At 39.8% G+C, this 22742-nt stretch carries 15 protein-coding genes and 1 pseudogene; 9 read left to right on the plus strand and 7 right to left on the minus strand.

Annotation, left to right across the window (positions count from 1 at the left end):
- Positions 1-42: 42 nt before the first annotated feature.
- Positions 43-708, minus strand: a complete 666-nt coding sequence (locus tag GSF13_RS20065; RefSeq protein WP_206472219.1) for a DTW domain-containing protein — start codon at positions 706-708, stop codon at positions 43-45.
- Positions 709-845: 137 nt separating this feature from the next.
- On the opposite strand from GSF13_RS20065, the gene GSF13_RS20070 reads away from it, so the two are divergent.
- Positions 846-1388 carry a GNAT family N-acetyltransferase gene (locus GSF13_RS20070; protein WP_211866829.1) on the plus strand — a complete coding sequence of 181 codons (543 nt, stop codon included), beginning with the start codon at positions 846-848 and terminating at the stop codon, positions 1386-1388.
- A gap of 51 nt (positions 1389-1439) precedes the next feature.
- Here GSF13_RS20070 and GSF13_RS20075 read toward each other — a convergent pair whose 3' ends face one another.
- The 3 genes from GSF13_RS20075 to zntR all read right to left on the minus strand — a co-directional run bounded on the left by GSF13_RS20075 (position 1440) and on the right by zntR (position 4376).
- Positions 1440-2534, minus strand: a complete 1095-nt coding sequence (locus tag GSF13_RS20075) for a 1-acyl-sn-glycerol-3-phosphate acyltransferase (RefSeq protein ID WP_010606068.1) — start codon at positions 2532-2534, stop codon at positions 1440-1442.
- A 167-nt stretch (positions 2535-2701) separates the two neighbouring features.
- A complete protein-coding gene (locus GSF13_RS20080; protein WP_211866831.1) occupies positions 2702-3976 on the minus strand; it encodes an SO_0444 family Cu/Zn efflux transporter in 1275 nt (424 codons plus the stop codon).
- Positions 3969-4376, minus strand: coding sequence for a Zn(2+)-responsive transcriptional regulator (gene zntR, locus GSF13_RS20085; protein ID WP_010606066.1), 408 nt, complete (start codon positions 4374-4376; stop codon positions 3969-3971). The genes GSF13_RS20080 and zntR overlap by 8 nt, the downstream gene beginning before the upstream one ends.
- A gap of 91 nt (positions 4377-4467) precedes the next feature.
- Between zntR and GSF13_RS20090 the strand changes: the two genes are divergently transcribed.
- Together GSF13_RS20090 and GSF13_RS20095 are read left to right on the plus strand one after the other, a co-directional pair.
- Entirely contained in the window at positions 4468-5415 is a 948-nt protein-coding gene (locus tag GSF13_RS20090) for a D-2-hydroxyacid dehydrogenase (protein ID WP_206472216.1), read from the plus strand.
- Between the two features lie 198 nt (positions 5416-5613).
- Entirely contained in the window at positions 5614-5994 is a 381-nt protein-coding gene (locus GSF13_RS20095) for a DUF3192 domain-containing protein (RefSeq protein WP_211866833.1), read from the plus strand.
- A gap of 68 nt (positions 5995-6062) precedes the next feature.
- Here GSF13_RS20095 and GSF13_RS20100 read toward each other — a convergent pair whose 3' ends face one another.
- The 3 genes and pseudogenes from GSF13_RS20100 to GSF13_RS20110 form a co-directional block, all read right to left on the minus strand.
- The gene (locus GSF13_RS20100) at positions 6063-6965 is read right to left on the minus strand and encodes a diguanylate cyclase (protein WP_211866842.1); all 903 of its coding nucleotides are present in this window, start codon (positions 6963-6965) and stop codon (positions 6063-6065) included.
- 9 nt (positions 6966-6974) lie between these two features.
- Positions 6975-10616, minus strand: a complete 3642-nt coding sequence (locus tag GSF13_RS20105; protein WP_249122714.1) for a response regulator — start codon at positions 10614-10616, stop codon at positions 6975-6977.
- Positions 10617-10738: 122 nt separating this feature from the next.
- Positions 10739-11278: pseudogene (locus tag GSF13_RS20110) on the minus strand (PhoH family protein); the annotation flags it as partial.
- 111 nt (positions 11279-11389) lie between these two features.
- Here GSF13_RS20110 and GSF13_RS20115 point away from each other — a divergent pair.
- The 6 genes from GSF13_RS20115 (at position 11390) to GSF13_RS20140 (ending at position 22568) form a co-directional block, all read left to right on the plus strand.
- Entirely contained in the window at positions 11390-14662 is a 3273-nt protein-coding gene (locus GSF13_RS20115; RefSeq protein WP_211866846.1) for a hypothetical protein, read from the plus strand.
- Positions 14652-17717, plus strand: coding sequence for a hypothetical protein (locus GSF13_RS20120; RefSeq protein ID WP_249122715.1), 3066 nt, complete (start codon positions 14652-14654; stop codon positions 17715-17717). Before GSF13_RS20115 ends, GSF13_RS20120 begins: the two co-directional genes overlap by 11 nt.
- 3 nt (positions 17718-17720) lie before the next feature.
- Positions 17721-18164: a hypothetical protein gene (locus GSF13_RS20125; RefSeq protein WP_249122716.1), complete on the plus strand. Its 444-nt coding sequence runs from the start codon at positions 17721-17723 to the stop codon at positions 18162-18164.
- Positions 18164-20395: an ATP-dependent RecD-like DNA helicase gene (locus GSF13_RS20130; RefSeq protein WP_249122798.1), complete on the plus strand. Its 2232-nt coding sequence runs from the start codon at positions 18164-18166 to the stop codon at positions 20393-20395. Before GSF13_RS20125 ends, GSF13_RS20130 begins: the two co-directional genes overlap by 1 nt.
- Positions 20388-21731 carry a hypothetical protein gene (locus GSF13_RS20135; protein ID WP_211866850.1) on the plus strand — a complete coding sequence of 448 codons (1344 nt, stop codon included), beginning with the start codon at positions 20388-20390 and terminating at the stop codon, positions 21729-21731. The genes GSF13_RS20130 and GSF13_RS20135 overlap by 8 nt, the downstream gene beginning before the upstream one ends.
- 81 nt (positions 21732-21812) lie before the next feature.
- A complete protein-coding gene (locus tag GSF13_RS20140; protein ID WP_211866852.1) occupies positions 21813-22568 on the plus strand; it encodes a phosphoribosyltransferase in 756 nt (251 codons plus the stop codon).
- Positions 22569-22742: the final 174 nt, after the last annotated feature.

A 22742-nucleotide genomic window follows, 5' to 3' on the forward strand; every position in this document is an offset into this window, starting at 1 on the left:
AGCGCCTAAACAATTCAGCTTTTTGTCGAAATAAATTTCGACCTACAGTTTGCTGCGCTTACCTTTTAAGTAGGCATCTCTAAAATCGATAAAATGCGCGGTTAATTTATCTGCCGCATCCTGCTCGCCGCATTCGGCAAACAATACACACGCGACTTCTGCCGTACCAAGTTGATGTTCATGCGGCGCTACTCGAAGCTTGTAATCCGAGAGCTTTTCAGGGGCGATGGATAACACAGGTAAATTATCGAGGTAGGGGCTCTTTCTGAACATTTTCTTAGCTTCACGCCATGTGCCATCCAAAAAGATAAATAGTGGTGTTTTACTTTCAGTGCGAGTCACCTTAGTAATTACTCGTTCAGGCTCTACGCCCTGCTCTGGGAAAACGACTATTGGTGCATATTGCTCGTCCGAAAGAAGCGCTAATAACGCAGCGTCAGGCTCAGTTCTGTCCCAACGAAAGGCATGATTATCAGGGATCACATCGGCAATTAAGCGTCCAGTGTTAGAGGGCTTAAAGCTTTCATTATGATACATAAGCAAACACACTGCACAGTCTGCTTTGGCCATTTCGACTTTATCGCAAATACATAGAGTCGTGGCTAATAAGCAGCATTCACAACGCGCAAGCTTTGATCCCCTTGCCTTATATTCGCGTTGAGCCGCAGCGATTTGACGCTGTCTAAGCGCTAGTACTGAATTATTCACTCTGTTCCCCCTCTAAAAATGCCGGCGTATTTTAGTAAAGCGCTCGGCTGGCGTCTACGCAAACTTATGTAACATATTTACTCATGACATAAGCTTTTGTACTCTAAAGTTTTATTGGGTTTCATTAGGAGTAAAAAATGCAAGTAAAGGATTCTGCAAGACTGAGTTATCGCCTACTCACCCCACAAGATGCACAGCTACTCGCCGATCTTGATAGCGATCCTGAAGTAATGAAATACATCACAGGCGGTCAGACTAACTCACTTGAAGAAGTAAAAGCCGTATATATTCCACGTTTAACCGAGTATACGGACGAGATCAAAGGTTGGGGGCTTTGGGGCTGTTTCGAGCTGCCAAACAAGGCATTTATTGGTTGGATTTTGGTTCGCCCTGCTAACTTCTTTTCAGAACAAAGAAACGATCAGGATTTAGAGCTCGGTTGGCGTTTTAAACAAGCGTCTTGGGGCAAAGGGTTTGCAACAGAGGCCGCACAACATCTTATTCCAGACCTAATAGCAGTAAATCCTACTTTGACACACTTGAGCGCTATCGCTGAAGAAGAGAACCTTGGCTCCATCAATATTATGAAAAAACTTGGGATGAGCTATGTGAAAAAAGGGCTTCACAAAGATATTTTAGGAGATATGGAAGTCGTTTATTATCATAAAGCTCTTAATTAACCGAACAAAAGCGCAACCACTTAACACCACGGTTGCGCATGCTCACTACTATTAAATGCCTTTGCGACGCAGTGGTTCGGCATACATGCTCAACACCAATTGCTTCAGCTCTTCCGGTACAGACTCTAGTTTAGAGATAAAGTCCTCTTTATCTTCTGGACTAACTTGCGCATCATCGCCTGCTGCTAGGTGATTGGTTGAATGCAGATAGTATAAATCTAAAATCTGTTTATCAATGACATTCGCCAGCTCATCTGGGTTTTCAACATCCGCAGTGATAGGGTCGCCAAATGCGATATGCACATGGCCTTTATCTGAACTAAAGCCCTCAACAATGCTAGCAATGTCTTCGCCTTGTGCTTTCACATATTGGCCAAACTGCTTTTTATGGTATAGCTCTTTAGCCTTAGCAACCGCGCATGGCTCATATTGATAGGAGATGGCAACGGGCACTATCCTGAGCTGCTTTACATATTCTGAAAAATCTAGCTTCTGTTTGCGGCCATTGAGCTGTAGCATTTTTAACAGTGCCGGATCGGTTTGATCCACTCCATCCTTCGCACGCCCCTCTTTTTGCGCAATCCAAATGGAGTTACCTTCACTTAATGAGTCAGAAATATAGGCTGAAAGCTGGGTTAATGCTTTTAGCATTTCTTTCGGCGCCTTTGCCGAGCGTTTTACAATAAAACTCTTATTAAGGCGCATAAGCTCAGTGATATAAGGTACTTGCAGTAAGTTATCACCAATAGCGATACGCACCGTGCGCATATCTTGCTGATGCAAGCCCCAGTTAACAAGTGCAGGGTCTAATACGATGTCACGGTGATTTGAAATAAATAAATACGAGGTATTCGAGTCTAATGTTTCAAGGCCAGAATAAGTCACTTTAGACGTCGTTTTATTGATTAAAATTTGCAGATAGTACGCCACTTCATCTTGTACTTGTTCAATCGTACAAAAATCTCCCCACTTCTTTTTTAGTTTCATTCTTACGAGTGGGCGTGCAATAGCAGGCCAAGCATTTAACCAAGCTGGCAGGTTATATTTGGCGATCACATCAATGAATTGATCATCACCTAGTAGACGTGCCAGTGCTGGCACTACTTCATCATCATTATACGGTCTAATGTCAGCGTATTTATCCACTCTACTTCTCAAATTGTCGGATTAACGAATACTGGAACGCATTCTATCGTGTCAAATAAACAGACGCTAAGCATTTCATGTCTGACCACCAAGGCAATATACCAAGTTGGAACAATAAATGCTTAAGCGTCATGCAATTGTAATACGGTAAAAAGTACCACAATAGTTTATCTTCTAACAACTTTACCTAATTTGAGTATAGCTAATCTTAGTAAGAGTGCTGCTAATAATGCGCCCATCGATACTGTTAACCAATGTGGTAGCACTTCGTGTTCCTCACCTATCATCGGCGTTACAACAAAACCATAAGTATTGACTAAGTAATCAGTTAAATAGCCAAAGATAAGTGCAATCCCGATGACACCGCCCAAGTAGGCAAACACGGCACGACGCCCTAATTCTTTACCAACCACCCCAATTGTGGCGATGTTAGTTGCAGGGCCTGCGAGCATAAATACCAATACAGCACCGGGTGACACACCTGCCATTAATAAACCCGCAGCGATTGGAGTTGAAGCGGTCGCACAAATATACATTGGGATACTGATAAGAATAACCACTAGCATGGCGATAATACCGTCGCCCCACTGAGATAAGAAAGACTCAGGCACAAAGGTTTGCACTAACGCTGCAAAGAATAAACCGATAAGTAGCCAAACTGCGGTGTCGGACAGTAATTGATTACAGCTGAACTTAACAGCTTCCATAATTTTGCCAAAAGCCCCTTGATTTTTAGGCTTAGGAGCTGGCTCACAACAGCTTGTCGTGGCTGATGAAGAATCGCAACAACTGGTTACGGTAGGCTCCGTAGTATCACAACAAGACATATTCGTCCCTACCATTGCTAATTGCGGGCTTGCAGGCGCACAGCAGCTTGAGCTTACTTTTGCGGTTTCCACTTTAGCGCTGGCGCAACAGCTATTATGGCTGTGATGCTTTTCAGCAGGCTTTGGCTCTGAGTGATGATTAGCGTCACAACAACCGCTAGTCGCGCTTGGTTCCTCTGAGGTATTAAGGTGCTTTAGTGGCACAGGCTTATCATCTTTCTCACTGCCAACGAGTAACCCGGCCGCAATTGCGCTAACCACAGCCGCAATTGGCCTAATTATCGCCATAAAAGGACCAAGTAGTACATAAGAAACTGAGATAGAGTCCACTCCAGTTTCAGGCGTTGAGACTAAAAATGCGGTTGTCGCACTTTTCGAGCCCCCCGCTCTTCTCAGTCCCACCGCAGCAGGAATAACGCCGCAAGAGCACAGTGGCATAGGCGCCCCAATCAGCGCTGCCTTTATCGTTGTCCAAAATCCTTCTTTTCCTAAGTGCTTTTGCAATAAATCTTTTGGAATAAATACATTAAGTAACCCAGCCAATATTAGGCCAAGCAGTAACCACGGGGCAGATACTAAAAATAGCTGCCAAAAATTTACTATCAGTTCATTCATCGATAGCCTCCAAGGCCGTTAAAATCGAGCAGCTCACTGCCGCTTCCTTACCGCCGCAGCATTGCTCTGCTAGCGTCGATAATGATTGTTCAAATTTTTGTAACTCAGCGATCCGCGCTCTCACTAAGTCCCGTTTAGTGATAGTCAGCGTTTTCACTTCTTCGCAACTGTGCTGATGCTTTTCAAACTTTATCTTCAGCAAGTCTTGCACTTCTTTGAGGCTAAACCCTACTTCCTTCGCGCGAAGAATAAAGCGCATTTGCTTTTCACTTTGCTCATCAAACAACCGATACCCGCCCTCGCTCCTTGTGCAAGGGTGTAGAAGATCGTTTGCTTCATAATACCTTAACGTGTCAGTTGATACGTTAAGCCGCTTTGCCAGCTCACCAATCTTTACCACTTTACACTCCCAAGTCCTGAAGATTATCCTAGTCGACATCACAAGTATAAACCTTAGAGTTAACTCCAAAGTCAAGAAAAGGATAAAAATAATGCAAATCGTGGTATTAGACGCTAAAACCCTTGCAGGAACCGATCTTTCCCCCATTGCCAAACTAGGCACATTAACGTCTTACGACACCACACCCAGTGAGGACATCATCACACGCTGTAAAGATGCAGCAGTCATCATCACCAATAAAGTACAGTTAACTGAACAAACAATCGCGGCGTTACCGCAATTACGCCTGATTTGTGTTGCGGCCACAGGCGTCAACAACATCGATTTGGCAGCCGCAAAAGCCCATCAAATTGCGGTGGCTAATGTGGCTGGTTATTCGACCCCTTCTGTCGTGCAGCACACCTTTACTATGCTTGGTAACTTAATGACAAATATTCATCGTTACCAGCAAGACTGCCGTGCAGGGCTTTGGCAGCAAAGTGATATGTTTTGTCGCTTGGACTACAGCATCAACGAAATTGCAGGCAAAAACTTTGTGATCGTAGGCCATGGAACGTTAGGAGAAGCCGTTGCAAAAGTCGCACAAGCATTTGGAGCTCAGGTAATTGTTGCCGAACGTAGGGGCGTAACTGAGGTTAGAGCAGGACGAATGGCTTTTGAAGAAGCACTGCAGATTGCGGATATTGTATCGATTCACTGCCCGCTTACCGCTGAAACAGAAAACCTGATTTCGAGAGCTGAATTCGCTCTACTTCCAAATCATGCTTATCTTATCAACACCGCGAGAGGCGGAATAGTCAATGAGCAAGCGCTGGTGGATGCGCTAACTAACAAGCAAATAGCTGGTGCTGCTGTGGATGTCCTCACTCAAGAGCCGGCCCAAGCAAGCAACCCACTTGTTCAATACCAAGGGGAAAACTTGCTTTTAACACCGCATACGGCATGGGCAAGTAAAGAAGCCATCGAACGTTTAGTCGGCGAAATTGCCATTAATATTGAAAGTTTTGTGGCAGGCACAACGAGAAACCGAGTGGTCTAGATTATTGTTTTAGTGAGTGATATCGCTAAAAGTTAGTGAAAACCATCAACCACAAACTGATTAAAAAACAACAACAAACTGATATTTATAAACTTTATTAGTTGGCAAAGAGTTTGCAACTCTTGTGATAATTCAAGCAAAAAATAAATGGCTGTTTGCATTACTTGCTCAGCAACAAAATTAAAAAGGAAAACAACAATGAAAAAATTAATGTTAGTGGCTGCGCTTAGCTCTACTCTATTATCAGGCTGTATCGTTGCTGTATCCGACGGTGAAGTAGAACACAGTTGGGCTTCTGAATACAACTCGTCTAACTGGGAACATAAACAGCGTAAAAATCGTGAAAAGATTGCTAACCTTGAAATGGGCGCGTCTTACTCATCAGTAAAAGACATGTTTGCAACTCCTGACTTTAGCGAGTTGGTGTCAAAAGACGGCGACAACTATCAAGTGCTGTACTATGCAACCAACAGCAAACACTCAGACGGCAAAGTAACAAAAGATGAGTGCACGCCATTGGTATTCAAAAACAACCAACTGGTTGGCTTTGGCGACAACGCACTAAAGCAAATTCAGTAAGACTTTATCGCACCAAGGATGGTGAATAATGCGGATATGCTTTAGCCCCCGCATATGGCTTTAGATATTTATAACACTTTAATAAAAACCGTACTTTGCTGTTTTTGTGCAACGGCAAGTGCGCTATCGGCCATTTTTATCAGCTCACTAAGCTCACTACTACAGTGATTTTCAATATGAACTGCACCAATGCTAACGCTCACATGCGCACATATCGGTGAAGCAATATGGGGGATTTTTAACGCATTAACCGAGTCGTGCAGCGCTTCTGCTATCTCATTAATTACGTCGATATTATGCTGAGTTAGTACCAACGCAAAACGAGTACCATCAAAACGGCCAATAAATAAAGAACGTCGGGTAGCGCCTTCTTCTAGCGCTTTGGCGACCTTAAATAAACAATCATCACCGTGCATGTAGCCATAATGCTCATTAAACGTTTTAAAATAGTCCACCTCAACCAGCATAACGGTAAACGCACTGCCATCAGCTTTTGCGCTTTCTAATGCTGATTTCATCGCTTCATCTAGATATCTACGATTGGGCAACTCCGTTAAACCATCGATAGAGGCTAGCTTTTCTAGCAGGTCATTTTTCTTTTTTATTGCTAAATGGTTTTTGATTCTGGCTTTTACAATCAAAGGGTTAAAGGGTTTAGTAATATAATCCACAGCCCCTAACTCCAAACCTCGTGCTTCATCTTTAAAGCTCACACTACCAGAGATCACGACAACGGGAATACCGTAAGTGCTCGCATCCTTTTTTAGGCACTCTAAAACAGAAAATCCAGCGCCGTCAGCCATTAACACATCTAAAATAATAAGGTCTGGTTTACTTGCTTTTAGTTCATCAATACATAACTTAGCGTCAGTGCTATGGGATAACCGATGGCCGTCACCTAATGTATTGCTTAGGACCATCTTATTTATTGGGTCATCATCAATAATAAAAATGTGCTCAGCTTGCTGCATCTTATGACGCTACCTTTTTAGCTCGATAAAGCACACCACCTGTGAAAGTGCATTTGTTAACACATCCAAGTCAGTGCGATTTGTTATTGTTGTGATCGTTTTGCTTTGCGTTTCAAGGTCTTTTGCAACTTTCGCTAGTCGCTTAAAGCCCAGACCTGCAGCAGCGCCCTTAATTCCGTGTGCTAACTCAAATAATGCTGAACCTTGCTCTATTTCAGCAACCTGTTCTAGGTAATCATGGCAAAGTTTAGCAAATTTATCTAACATTGTTTGCAAAAACGTTTCATTTTGCATCATTTGTGATAAAGCAAACTCATAATCAAAAAAGGCTTCTTCTGTTTTATCCGACTGGAAAATATTACTTGCCAATGCCTTGCACGCCTGTGTGCTATTAATTGGTTTTACCAAATAATCATTCATGCCAACGGCTGTGGCTTTCGCCCGCTCTTCTTTGCTTGCATTGGCGGTCAAGGCGATAACGGGAAGCTCAGTTTCAGACCACACGGCTCTGATCTGCTTGGTCGCTTGATAGCCATCAATATTTGGCATATGGATATCCATCAGGATGATATCGGGTTGCAGTGAGCGACAAACTTCCTCAATATGTTCGGCGCTTTGGAGCCCTACGGTAGAAATACCATTCTGCTTCAACATATTTTCAGTAATATCTAAATTTAAGTTGTTATCGTCGACCACCAAGCAAAGTGCACCGGCAACCTGCATACACACGTTGTCGACGGTTTGCGTCATATGGGCAAATTCAGCAAGCCAAGTATAAGCTGATTGGTAAAACACACTTTGATTAAGCGCAATATGGTTACTTTGCTCAGGAAACTCCCCTTCACAATGCAGTAGTAATGCGGTATTTCCAGGTAGCGTATAAGCGGGGTCAAGTGCTGCTTCTGGTGGAATAACAACAATAGACTTGTCGAGCTGAGCATGCATCCCGTGCAATCGCTCAACAGATAAAGGTTCCGCAAGACCTGCAAAATAGCTTGGTAAGCTATGTGCTTCGGTGGTGAGACAGTAAACTTCTTTGTGACTATCCACAACTGGACAAGCGCCTTTATCTAGCACCAATTCGAAGAAAAAGCAGCTTCCTTCGTTCGGGGTTGAGTTAACCGCAATATCGCCACCTAAGAGTGCAACTTCTTGCTTCACAATCGCAAGCCCCAAACCAATGCCTTCGTGACGACGTGTGAAGCTTTCATCACCTTGGGTAAATGCATCAAAAAGGTGTTCAATTTCTTGCGATTTGATCCCAACGCCAGTGTCCCAAACAGCAAACTTTATGGTTTGTTTTGCAGCTCTATCATTAGTTAACGTTACTTTCAGACCCACCTTACCATGGTTGGTATACTTTACGGCGTTACCAAGTAGGTTTACTAAGATTTGCTTTACTTTATCTTCATCACTGTAAAGGTAAGGCCAAACTTGAGGGTCGACCTGTAACTCAAACTCCAAGCCTTTTTGTATACATAAAGGCTTAATCAGTGATTCTATAGTGGTAAATACATGGCAGGTTTGAAATGTCTCGTATTGAATTGTGCCTTGATGACTTTCTACTTTGGCAAACTCTAAAATACTGTTGAGCATGGTAAGCAGCTCGTTTGCAGCCCCAGAAAGCTGCTGCAATTTTTTACTCTGAACTCGAGTCAGCGCCTCACTTTTGATCATATCCGCCAGACCTAATATGGCATTAATTGGCGTTCTAATTTCATGGCTGATATTCGCGATAAAGCGGCTTTTGGCAAGCGTTGCGCGCTCAGCATCTTGCTTCGCTAACAGCAGACCAGTGATATTTTGAATATGGATCACGTAATACTTAGGGCGCTTATTTTTATCCCAAACTAAAGAAATACTCAATTGTAACCAGCGGTGCTTACCCGACTGTGAAATCATGTGCTCAACGACTTTCTTTTGCTCTTTTAATAGCCCAGCCAAGACAGGCTTCAGCTCTTGCCAGTTTTGTTCATCAAACAAGCGTTCCAGCTGCTTTTCTCCGGTATTCTTATCAAGTGATAAGTAACGTTTGGCAGCCTTGTTCATCTCCAAAATTTTACCGCTGATCGCAGCTAGAATAACGCCATTAGGTGCAAACTCAGTCGCTGCCCTAAAGTTTTCTTCAGAGTCTCTTAGGGCATTATATGCCTCTTGTGCGGCAGTAATATCTCTCGCAACCCCCAAACAACCGATGAGCTTTCCAGTTTCCGATTTCAATGGCGTGATAGTCAAAAAGTAGGTATTTGCCCCAAGGACAAAATTAGTTGCCACTTGTTCTTGCGAGCGCTCCATCGCCGCTTCTTGCTCAAGTAAAATGGTTAATCCAGATGTCACTTCAGGTTGTGTTTTCGCAACTAAATCCGACTTATCAACCCCCATAAACTCTTCAAACGCGCGATTACAGCCTATGAATGAACCGTCTATATTTTTGAAATAGATAATATCGGGCACAGAGTCAAGCACTGCATTTAGCAAAGCAGCTTGACGCTCTTTTGCCTCAAAGCTTTGCTTTAATGCCTGTTGTTTACGCTTAATTTCGTCGTCTAGTTCTTGATTATGTTGCTTAAGGGCATGCATTAAGCGCGATTTTTGCTCCACCACCTGTTTGATTTGTATAAACCAAGGTTGCCATTCTGAGGGGATAGGATAGTTTAAAGTGGCTTGTGGTGTATGCTCTTGCAAAGATAGATAATTCACAAAATGCTTTAGAGGTCGGACAAATACTTGTCCGCTTAACCATACAATAGTCACAAAGGTAAAAAGAATAAAAAACAGTAATAGTGCAAGTTCGAGCAAGATCTCCCGCTGTAGCGGAGCGGCAAACTGCTCATAGCTTTCATGATAGTTTAAACTAATAGGCTCTTTGGCGGGTTTTGCAATAAAGTGCAGTCCGTACTGCCAAGGTGCTGATGAGTTTACAAGCCCATCGTGGTCGTGGTCATAACGCTTCCCCGCGATAATCTCATCACTTTGGTTTTTAAATTCCATCGTACCGTCTAAGGAGCCGATGTTTAACAACCACCTATCAATAATATCGCTATCATAGATCATCAATACATGAGCGTTATCCACCGTTGATAGTTTCTTGCCGAGCGCAAACATTTGTCTATCGAAAAACTTCACGGGTGGACCAACGACTATATTGCCCAAGCTAAAGTCGGGTTCGAACTTACCTTGAACTAACCGGGTGATGAAATGGCTGCTTGACGCATCTCGACGCTTAACATACGCAAAACCATCATCTTCTATGTATGCGACCGCATACAATCCACCTTGCAATGCGAGTGCGGCATCAAAAGCGGTATTAAGCGATAATACGGTTTGCCATCGTTTAGTGGCAAAAAGCGCTTCACTGACTTGCCCACGACCAACAATCTCTCCACCATTGTTTGGTAACGCATGATAATAATGTTCAGGGTGTTGCTCTATATCTTCTAACCACTCTGGTGGCTTTTGAAAAGAAATGGGCTGCGCTAGGTTAACGGCGATACTATCAAGAACGACATGTGCAGCATAAAACTCTTGTTTCAGCTGCTGAGAAACATATTCATACTGACCAAAACGTACTTTGTACTGGCGTTCGAGTTTAATTTGATAGAGATGGTAAGCTAAGACGAGGACAAGTAGGATGGGTATTATTACCGCCACTAAAATTCCCTTTCGGTAACTTTTTAGTGGTAAAAATTCTTTTGTCGCATCCATTTACTGGCTCGTTCCCGTTTGCACACAGTGTTAGCAAAAGAGTAACGAGCCAGTCGGCTCAAGGCAAGTTATAAATTTTCTTCAGCAAAACTTGCCAAGCGGCTTCGTACTACACCGTTTAAGTTAATGGTAGCGCTACCTTCAAAGTCTTTAAAGCGCTCGACAATATAAGTTAACCCTGATGTCACTGGGGTGAGATAATTACTATCAATCTGGGCGAGGTTTCCCGTACAAATTAATTTGGTTCCCTCACCGCAGCGAGTGATGATGGTTTTTAACTGTGATGCCGTTAAGTTTTGGCTCTCATCTAAAATAACGACCGCATTTTGAATACTTCGGCCACGCATAAAGTTCACCGATTTGAACTGAATGTTCGCCTTTTCCATAATATAGTTTCGGCTAGTCACTGGGCTTTCATCGTGTTTGTGAAGCACTTCTAAGGTATCTGTGATTGCCGCAAGCCAAGGGGCCATTTTCTCTTCTTCCGTGCCTGGTAAAAAGCCAATACTTTCAGCTATCTCAGGCGTATTTCGCGTCACAATTACCTTATCGTAAATTCCTTTTTCGATGATCATTTCAAGCGCACTGGCAAGCGCCAATAAGGTTTTTAGGTATTATAAATTAAAAATAGACACACCGACCGACCGATTAAATGCTATTATTTTTATTCACTTATTTGAAAGTCGATGTAAACTTTAAGGTATACCTAAGTCAGCCCCATGAAAAACTATAAAAATAAAAGCATCCTCAACATCGACAATGCCATTTTCCAAAGATTAGCCCCCAAAGGCAGCTTTTTACAACATTGTTTAATTAATTCTAAATGGGATGATGAAAACGAAAAAACCTCATCTCTTGCGCATTACAATGTACGATTAGCGATATCAAAGTTATTGCAACTAATAAATGCTGACGAAGAAGATCACCAAGCGTTAATCCATTTATTAGTAAGTAAACCAGAGGCTATAACCATCACAGATCTCATCCAAGGTTATAAGTCAATTGAATTGACATTAATAAACCACTTTCCTTTAACTGGCGCCAAAAGCTACAGCACCGCTGTAAGAAACTTTTTCAACTCATTCAGTGTTCCTATAGAAAATGGTTTTAATGCATCAGAATTAGCTTATGCAACACTGCTATCAACAAATGTAGACTTTAAGAAAAACCCTAACATAGACCTTTTTACCATTAATGTAAAAAATAAGATTAAGTTTACGGTTATAGATCCCGATATTTTCCCACACCTATTTGTTAAGGAATCGGTTTTACACAATCTTCTAATCAATTTAGAAAATGCCTCGAAAGAACAGCCCTTTGAATACTCCGTCATTGCGAGCTTTAAAAAACTGTTGCGTGAAATTGACCAGTGGCCTAAAAACTCTCAAATAAAAACATTACTTAACTCTCCATTAAGCCAATTAACGCCAGATAACATTATCGAAGCGCTAATCGATTTTGAGAAAAATTTACATAAGGCATTGCCAAGGAGAAAGTTGAATCAGCTAAGTACACTATTTAGACAGAAACTATTTGATCATGGACTAATTGCTCCTGAGCTAAAAAAAGCAAAAGACCTCTTCAAAACCAATTTCAACAGCTCAGGCCAGTTAAAATTTAAGCCACAATATACCGTAAATTGTTCGGACGTAGATCACAGAATTGACACTTTCTTAATAGGATCTATTTTACCATCTGGAAGTGTTGGTGAATGCTGCCTAAACAAGCTAGAGGCTGACTCAACTGTTACCCCTAATGATAGCGATAAGGTAAAAAAGCTAGTAGAAGTCCTAATGCTGATTCGAAAAGAAGGCTACAACTACGCTCGATTACTTATTGCTAAAAAGCCCGAAGACTTGATTACTTATAATGTTTCCAAGGGTTTAATAGAGCTAGAGTTGTTTATCACCAATCACTTCCCTGACGACAAGTTCGAAAGACTAAAACTCATTCGTGGCTTTCTGAACCTATGCGAAACCCCAACTAAAAGTGGAAGGTTACTAAAAGATTTTGAGATTGATTCGACTATTAATCCAAAAGAAAAAATTAACACAATGGCTTTTCAAGGTTATTCCAAAACTAACGGCAAAAAGAGTGATGTGACCGTTAAATTTAACCTGACCAAATTAAAGCCCTTATTAAAACTGAACAGCGTGCTAGTAACAGCGTTAAACAACCTACAAACTTACACAACAACCACGCCGATGCCTTCCACGTCTTTATCTGACATAGAGCGAACTTTAGGCTATATCGTTGATACTTCATTTGAGGTGGCTCAAGTAAGACATATCCTTTCTAGCCCAATATCTGAATTAGAACAAAGAGATTTCAGATTAGGTTTTGCTCAGCTTGAAGATATCATTGAAAAACAGGATATAAAACTAAAGGCAGCTAAAAGCCAATCTATACGAACATTCCTAAGTAAACATGCAGGAAAAATTAACAATCAAATCGAAATAAAAAACTGTGGATTTAAATCTCGATTCAGTGCATCCGAAGAGCTGGATTCGCAAAAATTAATAGAACCTGTCGATGAAAATGGAGATGTCTTACCTTGTCCTATTCTTAATCAGCAACAATCATTATCTGAACTACGAAAAAATGTACAGGAGTATTTTGAAAAGCCAATAAACCAGATACTGAGTGCATGTAAGAAAGAGGTTGAATACTACAAGCAGCTTATAGCCACTTTTGACAAATACACGAAAAAAGACGTAAACGGCTTTTATATCAAAGATATTCCAGAAACAGTTACAAAGCTAGTTAATGACAACCAAATTGAAGACGGAAGGAAAGTCCTACAATCACGAGTAAGCGCGATTAAAAAGGAATTTACTAGTGAATTGGTAATGGGAGCCTACCTAAGGCATCAACTATCAAAAGGGGTAACAAATACCACTTACTGCCTACAAAAATCAGAGTTAATTCCACCATATGTGCAACATTGGTTTCGTAGCACTGGCACTGGTATGAAAGAATTTTTCTGGTCTGGTTTATTTTTGCCTAAAAATATTCTGCTTGTGTGCTTTATAAGATTAGTTATCAGAACTACTTGGAATAAAGATGTAATAGCAACATTGACTCGTGCAAATTTTCCAGAGCAATTATCAGAAGGTGCTTTTGTACTTGCTGGATTCAAAGGAAAAGTAGGTAAAGATACTTCGCCTGTTACGATTGAACCACATGAAAAAGAAATTCGTGAGGTGGTTAGTTTTCTTACCCAACATCATGCCAACATGGTACGAATGGGCTTTCAACCAGAGAGTATTTGGGATACTCCGGGTTCGACAAAACTAAATTTCCTATCGGCAAGTATTATAGACAGGCTACGTGATCACTACACCCTTCCATATTTTCGGATGGAGTTATTAGCCAAACATCAAATGAATCTTAGAAAAGGTATCGACGGTAGCTTGGTTAATTCACAACGAGAGCGGAATCATGCAACCAGTAGAGTAACTTCTGGTTATCTTACTCACCCTATCGCTGTAATTGAATATGAAGCCAACAATGCAGACTTTCAGCGAAAATTTGAGACAACCGTTCAGTTTAGACATAAAGAAGCATCAATAAAGAAATACGGCTTAGATCGCAACAACATTGACGAGGATTTGATCGTAGCACCAGCCGATCATAAAGAAGAATTGCCCGACTGGTTCATTTTAGCGGACGGCTCATCATGCACAGATATCTTTGCTGGTGTTGATAAATCTAAACAGGACAGTATCTGCAAAGGTCGAAAATGCCATTCAGGAGAAGGTTGCGAGTTCAATCGCGTTGAACTGGGTGTTGATGAATTTGTACGAACCCTGCGACATCAGGCTTATTACATTGCACGTGGAGAGGTGTTATTAGCAAAGTATGGTAGAGAATATTTTGATGAGTATATTGCACCGGAAATGCGATTTACGTTTGGATTAGTAAAATATGTAGAGTTATCCAATCCTCTAATGTTCAAAGATGCTAAATGGAGATTAGAAAATGAACAGTAATCTTAAGTACCAATTCTTAAAAGATATAAAGCCAGAAGATATACTGGAAGAACATGATGATCTACTTTTAGAAAATGCAAAACTGTTGCAAGTTACAGATGAAAAACTCGCTATTGAAGGTACTGTTTTACATTATCATGCGAAGATCACTGGCGCGAAAGCCAATGAAACGGTATTGCAAAAAGGCTCTGTAGATCTACGTGATATATGGGTTCCCGGTGCTGCGGGATGGCAGCACCCAGTGCCTATATTGGTTTACCCTGACTACGCAAAGGCGCTTATTGAAATCGTCGATATTTATGCAAACAGGGCCAAGCATACGCCAACATTTGTAAAAACAGGGGTAATGTCGCAACTCAACATTGCAGCGCAATTCATTGAATATATGTGTTTACATGGTCATCTCGTTTTAAATGGAGTAAATCAAAAGCAAATTGATAAGATGAAGGTAACGCTAAAAGAAGGCGGAATCCCAACTACACTAGCCTTGCAAGAACGAGTTAATTCATTTGTCGATTTGTTAATCGAGAATGACGAAATAGAGCCATTTTTAATCAAAGACGGTAACACCGTAAACTCTAAAGTAACTAGCATAAGAGTACCTAAAATTGCTCAGTGTATCGGTGCTGTTAGTCTTGAAAATCAAGTTCCAACTAGTGTTTACCAAAAAATAACAGAACACCTAAAATCAAAGGGAGTTAAAGTTGGTACTCATTTAGCTTCCAAAGGCACATCCGCACCTTCTCAGCCAGCCGTTAAATCTTTGAATAACTGGTTTGGAACTTGGAATAGGTTTGCAAAACTAGATAATGAAGATCGGATGCAATTTATTCCTTTTCCTAACCCTAACCAGCTTTCTAAAAAACTAGGTAAAGTTGCTGGTCGCACAAAAAATTTGGATTTAGAACATGTTGTTGATCTATTGGGTGGGTCGCATCTTTGGGTATACGAATACTCATCCAAAATAATCTCTTTGGTAAATGAGATTACCAGCTTGAAAAATCATTATATTGCTGAAGGGCTTCGCCATCGAACACTTACCGAACATAAGTTTCCAGAATATTTAGTTAGCTCGAAAAAAGTTAAGGAGCTTGAAAAGCTGCTCGGCATTGAAATCCATAAATCGAGTTTAACCGCTTCAAATATAGATTCTGAGGCGCTCTCTGTAACTGAGGTAATCACATTATTGATGACTGCATGTTATGTCATATTGCAAACTTACAACGCAAGAAGACAAGCAGAAATCCAGCACCCTCTAATTGGTATTACGGAAGAGTTCTTCCGCTGCAAAGATAAAAAATTCAATTGGTATCAAGCATGCTTTTATAACGAAAAAAATGGTGAGCGCCGTTGGTACACAACTAATAACGGTAGCACTAAAGCAATTCAATGTTTAATCAAATTGAAAAAAGCATGGGGCGCTGTTGATGTTGACGGTTTGTTTAATGTGCCAAGTTTTCGAATTGATGAACAGGGTAACTTCAAACACTACAAATATCATTTTAATAAGGGTAAAGATTCAAAAATCACTGGCAATGCCTTCTTAAAAATGATGCTAGGTGATGCTGAAGTGGATATGAAAAGCCACCCATTCAGACGTATCTACGCTGTAATTTACCACTATCAATATAAAAATGCAGACTTATTGGCCTTATGTCATCAACTAGGTCATATCGATCCCGAACAAACAACGGTGTATGTGACAGAGCCAGCAGCAAGAGAAACACATGAGCAACTTCATCATAAAACTAAACTGACTCGAAATGAGAAAGCAGAATCAACCATTGCGATAAAAGAAGAAAATAAGGCTCTAGATAAAGTCATTGCTGAAGTAGGCGTTGAAACAACGGCAAAAGACATTCTGACTTTGCTCATGGGCACCGAAGAGATGGCTGGCAAATATACATCTTATTTGAAAAAGGTTTACCGGGTTTTACAGAAGAGTGTCAGGTTCAATAACTATACAAAAGACAAATATGGGAAAGACTTTAGCGAATTACCTGACGAAGAAAAAAGTAATGAAATGGCTCAAGTTCTTGATGCTAGAGGCCACAAACACAAACCTAAACCACACGCAACTTGCCATAAAAAAGAGAATGAAGCTAAAAAGCATAAGTCTCCTTGTGAGCCTTCTGTTTGTAAGGGCTGTGCATACCAAGAAGTAAAACGAACTCAACTAAACATAATGAAAGAAGACTTAATCGCGCTAAAGGCTGTCCTAACTGATTTTTCAATGCTTCCTATTGAACGTATGCGTGCAAAGGAGCAAAGCGATAACTTATCTATTTTGATAGAAAGCCATGAACGCGCAATGGAAAGAAGTAAAAGTATTTTCAAAGGGGGCAACCTAATGGCTAAGACAAATCAAAACCAAGATCCTCAACAAAAAGAAGCCTTTGAGCGTATTGAACGAAAAGTAGAAATACTTGAAAAGTGGGCAAACGAAGGCATCCCCTTTGTATTGGTTCAAGGTAATAAACAAGTTGATGACAAAGGAAAATATGTCCTTGAATTCTTTCCTACCAGCCCTACAGGACTTAGAAAGTGGAACGGTAAACAAAATAGTAAGGAAGTTGTTAAGCAATATGATATTCCGCCATATACAACGTCTGCAAAGTCTTTAGATGCTATACCCGCGAGCTTAAAATTAAAAATTTATGGCGATAAAAATAAACTTAACCTTTGGGAAAGGCTGAAGTTTAAGGCCAAGCTGCAAGCCAACACTAAAGAAAAGAACGCTCTACAAGAGCTAGAGGAAGAGCTGAAAATATCTAAAGCTAATCACCAAGGGCTGGCATACGAGTTAATTGAACTTCGAGTGACTAACAGGCACTTAGAAGAAGAAAACAGCACGCTAGAGAACCAGATTGAAAGTGTACGTTTGTCTATAAAATCCCAGCTTGATCTCAAGAAAAAACAGCTTAAGCAGTCTGATCTAAAGAGCAAGCAGCTTAGCATCGAAAATGCAAAGCTGAAAAAGCTTTTAGACGAACATGGTATCGACTACGAAAATGCTGACGAAATCACCTCTATTATTGATTTTCCGGGGAAGTAAATCATGGTGAATAAGCGCAGAAAATCTTCTCAGGATATCGGTAAACAGAATGCTAAAAAGATAGCAGATTGGGTAAATACTTCACCTGTTATCCCTTTGTATCAAGGTCGAGTTAACAAGACTCAAATTTTCAAGATGCATAATGTGCCTAAATCAACACTTGATACAAATGAAGATCTACAAAAGATATTTGCGCCTGATGGTCCAATAGAAAAGCTAGTACAAGAACAAAAAAGGCTGGAGATTGAGCAACCTGATGATGTGCTAGAAGAAAATTCAGCAAAAGAAGAAGTAGAAAACACGGTTTCCAATAATGAGCTTGAATTGAAAGTTAAGGCATTAGAGACCCAGCTTAACTCTATTCAACTAGATCTTGCTTCGGAACAGTTTTTGTTGGCAACAGGTCGGTATATTCCAAAGCTATACATGGATGTTGGTGACGTGTGATGCAAATAAATAATATATCGTTTAACGAAGAAGTTAAGCAATTAATAGGCGTAGTCACTTTAATTCGACACTATACACAAGATAAACGTGGCATTTCATCCATATTTTTATTAAAGGTTACGAGCGAGAAAATAGTCGTTAAGGCTGAATTCGGCGCAATCACCTCAGTACCGCAAACTGGGGAGATTTGGAAAGTGGCAGGTGATTATTTCTTTGATAAGGAATATGGTTCACAGTTTGTTGTTAACGAGGCTGTAAAGCAGCATCCCAGTGCAAAAGTTTCAACTGATGTACTGTGTGATTTCCTTATCTACAACCCTCATTTTGTCGGGATAAATAGTTATTGGACTAAAAAGCTCAAGATTGCTTTTGGTGAAGGCTTATTTGCAGTTTTACAAAGTTACTCAGCTAAAAAGCTATCCAATTGTAAAAAGTTAAAAATCTCACCCATTATGGCTCAAAATCTTTGCGATGGTTGGACCAAAGCAGTTGGTGAGAATGAGTTAAATCAATTTTTTGAACGATACAACTTACCAGTTGAGTATGTTGAAACTACTCGTCAGCTATTAGGGCGTGACGCAACTAGCCTGTTAAAAAAGAACCCATATCTGCTCTATCCAATAATTTCGGTGAGTGCTCCAAAGCAAAAATGGAAATCACTAGACAAAAAATTAAGAACTAATTTTGATATCAATTTAAACGATAAGCGTAGAGCTATTTCATTTGTTGAATCACTACTTTATTCCGCACATAGCAATAACGGTGATATGGCATTACCTGCTGATGAAGTAAAAGCTGAACTGATGGAAGCTGGCATTGAGCTTGAACTTAATAAAATTGAAGATAGTGCCTTTCAGACTCTTTGTTTCAACAAACAAAATACCACTATACAAATCTTGGGTCATCAGGCTATTGAAAAAGCAATTAATACATTATTTCACAGTCGTTTATCTAAGATAAAGCAGCTATTTGATACAAATTCGTTGGCGTTTGACGAAACATTATCAATATTAGATCACAACAATGTTGAGCTTAATTCTCTTCAGTTAAAAGCCTTGGATAATGTTTTCAATTTACCTATTTCTTTCATTGTAGGACAAGCCGGAACAGGAAAGTCTTTACTATCTCAGATCATCATTGATGTAAGCCTTAATAATGGTTTTAACATTTGGAAAGTTAATTCAGTTGTTAGTAATAATGAAAATATACTGCCTAATTTGAAGGGCGAATCTATTAATCGCTTTATTTCAAAAGCAAAAAAGCGAAACCTAAAAGGCACATTGTCTGGGACACTTATACTGGTAGAAAATTCAAATTCAATTGATATGTTCACGTTGTATAAACTGTTAAAGGTAGTTCCTCTTAACACTCACATTTGTTTTATTGGTGACAAATTTACATTACCGCCTATAGGTCCGGGATCGTTTTTTAAACAAGCTGTTGAATGGAAAAGTGAAGCCGTAACAGAGTTAGTTGAGGTCAATGGTGCCGAGTCCCAGCCTAATATCCAGCGGCTGTATCGCTCTTTAATGGGCAGCACGGCATCATCAGTATTTGATGCTATTCCTGCATTTGACATGTCAAAAGAACAAAGCCTAAGTATTTACCATACTGAAGATAAATCTCACGAGATGCTTAGTGCCATTACAATCAATATTTGGTTCGAATTGACTCCAATGTTAAGTGATGTACCTAAGATCATTTGTTCTAGTCCACAATTGTGCGATGACATAAATTCTCAAATTCAGCGTATTCGTTTTAACCGAAAAAAAGTAGCAAAGCTAGAAATTGGAGAATCTGTTTTCTATGCGGGGGAGCCTATTATTTTTGCTAAATCTAATAAGTTTGTTGATGTACCAGTTGGTACGTTGGCAAACATAGCAGAGATATACGAAAAGCCTGTCGTTATATATGGGCGTGAGTATTGGATGAAGATAAACATTGGCGATGATTGTATCAATTTGTCATCAGATGATATTGAAAGTATTTCGCTGTGTTATGCAATTACGGCGCATAAGGTTCAAACTAATCAATTTACTCATTCCTTAGTTGTTTTGGATAATTTCTATTTGATTAATAAACCTTGGCTTTATACATGTATTAACGCTTCTAGTGATTCCATTCTGTTTATCGGCAATAAGAGCCAGCTAGTCGGTCAAGTTAATACAACTGATTTTAGTGCTAAAAGACATCACGGCATCCCTTTGAAATTGGAGGTTTCAGGTGAGTAGCAAGATTACCGAAACAAAGGTACGCTATGATCGTCAAGACCACTATGTTTACCAAGATATCAACGGAGAGGTCCTTTGGGGACCTACTGATTTTCTAATCGATCTTGATAGAGATCCTAAAACCAAGCGTACCTATAGAAAAGCGTTTAGACGATTATTTAAGTTTTTAAACTCTGGTAAGCATAGAGTGAACTGGCTTGAGATGAACGACTCACGCATGAAGGAGTTTAGGTTATTTTGTTTAAATGAAACAATGTCAGATTCACGCTACAGAGGTAATGAAAACATTGCCAAGCAAACAGTCAATAGTGATTTTTTGATGCCGATCTATAACTTTTATCATTGGGTTCAAAAGCAAGGAACATATCACCCAAATATTCTTGGTTTTGATCCGGCTAATAAGTTCTCATATCAAATAACATCATCATTATTGTTGAAGGAAATCGCCGTATCTAGAAACGAAAAGCCAAACAATGATTCACTTTATCCAGAATTATTCAGAGATTGTGATAAAAGAAGTAGACAAAAGAAGGATGCTAGCGAATACGAACTAGAAGAATTAAACAATTATATCATTAATGAATATGATGGTTATGAACGCACGTCATTGTTGCTAATTGCGCAGATTATGAATGAAACTGGTAGTCGCCCAATATCAGTTAGTAGTTATAAAAGACTTCAATTTTCAGATGAAATTATCACTAAAGAATTCGACCTAAACAAACAAGATTACTTGTCGATTGTTCCGAAGCTAGCAAAGCAAGGTAATACTATGCCGATAAACTTTAGGTTATCTACTGTGCTAGCAATTAGTCATTTCATTAAGAATGATTTGAATGAATTTCTTAGCAATGTTGATACAGGTAGCTATGAAGGGCACTTGTTTTTAGACCCTAACAGCTTTAAACCACTAACGGCAGAGAATATTAGCAAGATCTTTAGTGAAATCACCACAGAACTTGGCTGGCCTAAAGGTAAATCAATTTATTCTTTACGTCATAAGTTTGCAGGAAATAGCCTTGATAAACATCTGGACGCTGCAATAGAGTTAGGTTTTAGTGCAAGTGAAACCGCTATTGCACTTCAGTTGGAAAGAGAAATGACCCATCGCAGTTCAGGCTCCTTAGAAGATTATATTTCAAGTCGAAAAAGAACAATGCAAAAAACGGAGTCTTTTAAAAAGGCATTGAAGATTAGTGAATTAGAATCAGATAAAACACGTCTTGAATTGGAAAAGAAAAAAATGATTGAAATTGCCGAACAGAAAGATAGTGAGAATCAGAAATTACTATTAGAGATAGAAAGGTTAAAAGCTAATTTGACACAACAAAGTTAGTGCAAATAATTATATAAATTTATTTTTAATTAATAAATGGTTAGACTGAATTGTTAAAGTGTTAGGCGAAAGAGGCTGTAATTGGGATTAATAGTACACGGGAACGTAGTTAAGGTTGACCACAGTAACAAAGAGTGGTTAAAAACAACACCTCACGGAAATCCCACTAAAGAAGTTATAGAAGGGCTTACTGTTTATTCTCTATTTAAAAGACTACGAACTTCTAATAAAATTCGAAGAAAATATCGAAACAAAATTCCCGGTGATAACTGTCCCATCATCTACGCACTCAAAGGTAAAGATAACCTAACTACAGATTTAACGAGCATTAAAAAACTTAGAATTAGCTACAACTCTATTATAAGTATTTTTCAAGCTCGTGAACCAAACGGTTACGATCTGGTCATTTCAATGCCATCTGCACATAATATAAGCCGTATTATCGGGAAACGTTTGGCAGGAACTTTTTCAGCTCACCATTCCGATGATTTTTTACGTAAATTGACAATTGATGAAGCATTTAATCTTTTGGATAGAGCTGACATCAGTGTAGATGAACACAAGGCTTTATCTTTTAGGTTAAGAAAGCAAAGACAGGAAAGTGGATTTCAAGGAGCATTTTCACTCAAAGGAATTCCTGTTGAATTTAGATCAGAGTTCCCACCTTTATGCCTAAATAATATAGAAATAGAAAACTTAGAGCCAAAACGAATTCTTCTGGTTGATGACCTGCTTGCAACAGGAACCACATTGAAAACAGCGCATGATCTAGTACAATCTTGCTTTCCTTATGCTGAAATTCATGGTGCGAGTCTAATAAGCTCATCTACGAAATAATCTTGACGAATGCGTCAATTATCATCATAATGTTATATACAGAGTGTGCTTGAGTCTCCCCGCTCTTAAAATCCAGACGAGACCCGCGTAGGCACCTTTGCTAAAGGTCGGTTCGTAAAGAGCGCGTATTTGGCAGGTTAGGCAGCGGCTAACCCTTCAACTTTTTTGTTGTCG

The sequence above is a fragment of the Pseudoalteromonas sp. M8 genome, assembly GCF_018141365.1.
In the GTDB taxonomy this organism is placed as follows: Bacteria; Pseudomonadota; Gammaproteobacteria; order Enterobacterales; family Alteromonadaceae; genus Pseudoalteromonas.

Bases quoted from the DNA above. Each gene is read 5' to 3' on its own strand.
- GSF13_RS20100 (WP_211866842.1), bottom strand. From the start codon at position 6,965: ATGCAGCAAGCTGAGCACATTTTTATTATTGATGATGACCCAATAAAT.
- GSF13_RS20125 (WP_249122716.1), top strand. From the start codon at position 17,721: ATGGTGAATAAGCGCAGAAAATCTTCTCAGGATATCGGTAAACAGAAT.
- GSF13_RS20095 (WP_211866833.1), top strand. From the start codon at position 5,614: ATGAAAAAATTAATGTTAGTGGCTGCGCTTAGCTCTACTCTATTATCA.
- GSF13_RS20130 (WP_249122798.1), top strand. From the start codon at position 18,164: ATGCAAATAAATAATATATCGTTTAACGAAGAAGTTAAGCAATTAATA.
- GSF13_RS20090 (WP_206472216.1), top strand. From the start codon at position 4,468: ATGCAAATCGTGGTATTAGACGCTAAAACCCTTGCAGGAACCGATCTT.
- GSF13_RS20120 (WP_249122715.1), top strand. From the start codon at position 14,652: ATGAACAGTAATCTTAAGTACCAATTCTTAAAAGATATAAAGCCAGAA.
- GSF13_RS20070 (WP_211866829.1), top strand. From the start codon at position 846: ATGCAAGTAAAGGATTCTGCAAGACTGAGTTATCGCCTACTCACCCCA.
- GSF13_RS20115 (WP_211866846.1), top strand. From the start codon at position 11,390: ATGAAAAACTATAAAAATAAAAGCATCCTCAACATCGACAATGCCATT.
- GSF13_RS20080 (WP_211866831.1), bottom strand. From the start codon at position 3,976: ATGAATGAACTGATAGTAAATTTTTGGCAGCTATTTTTAGTATCTGCC.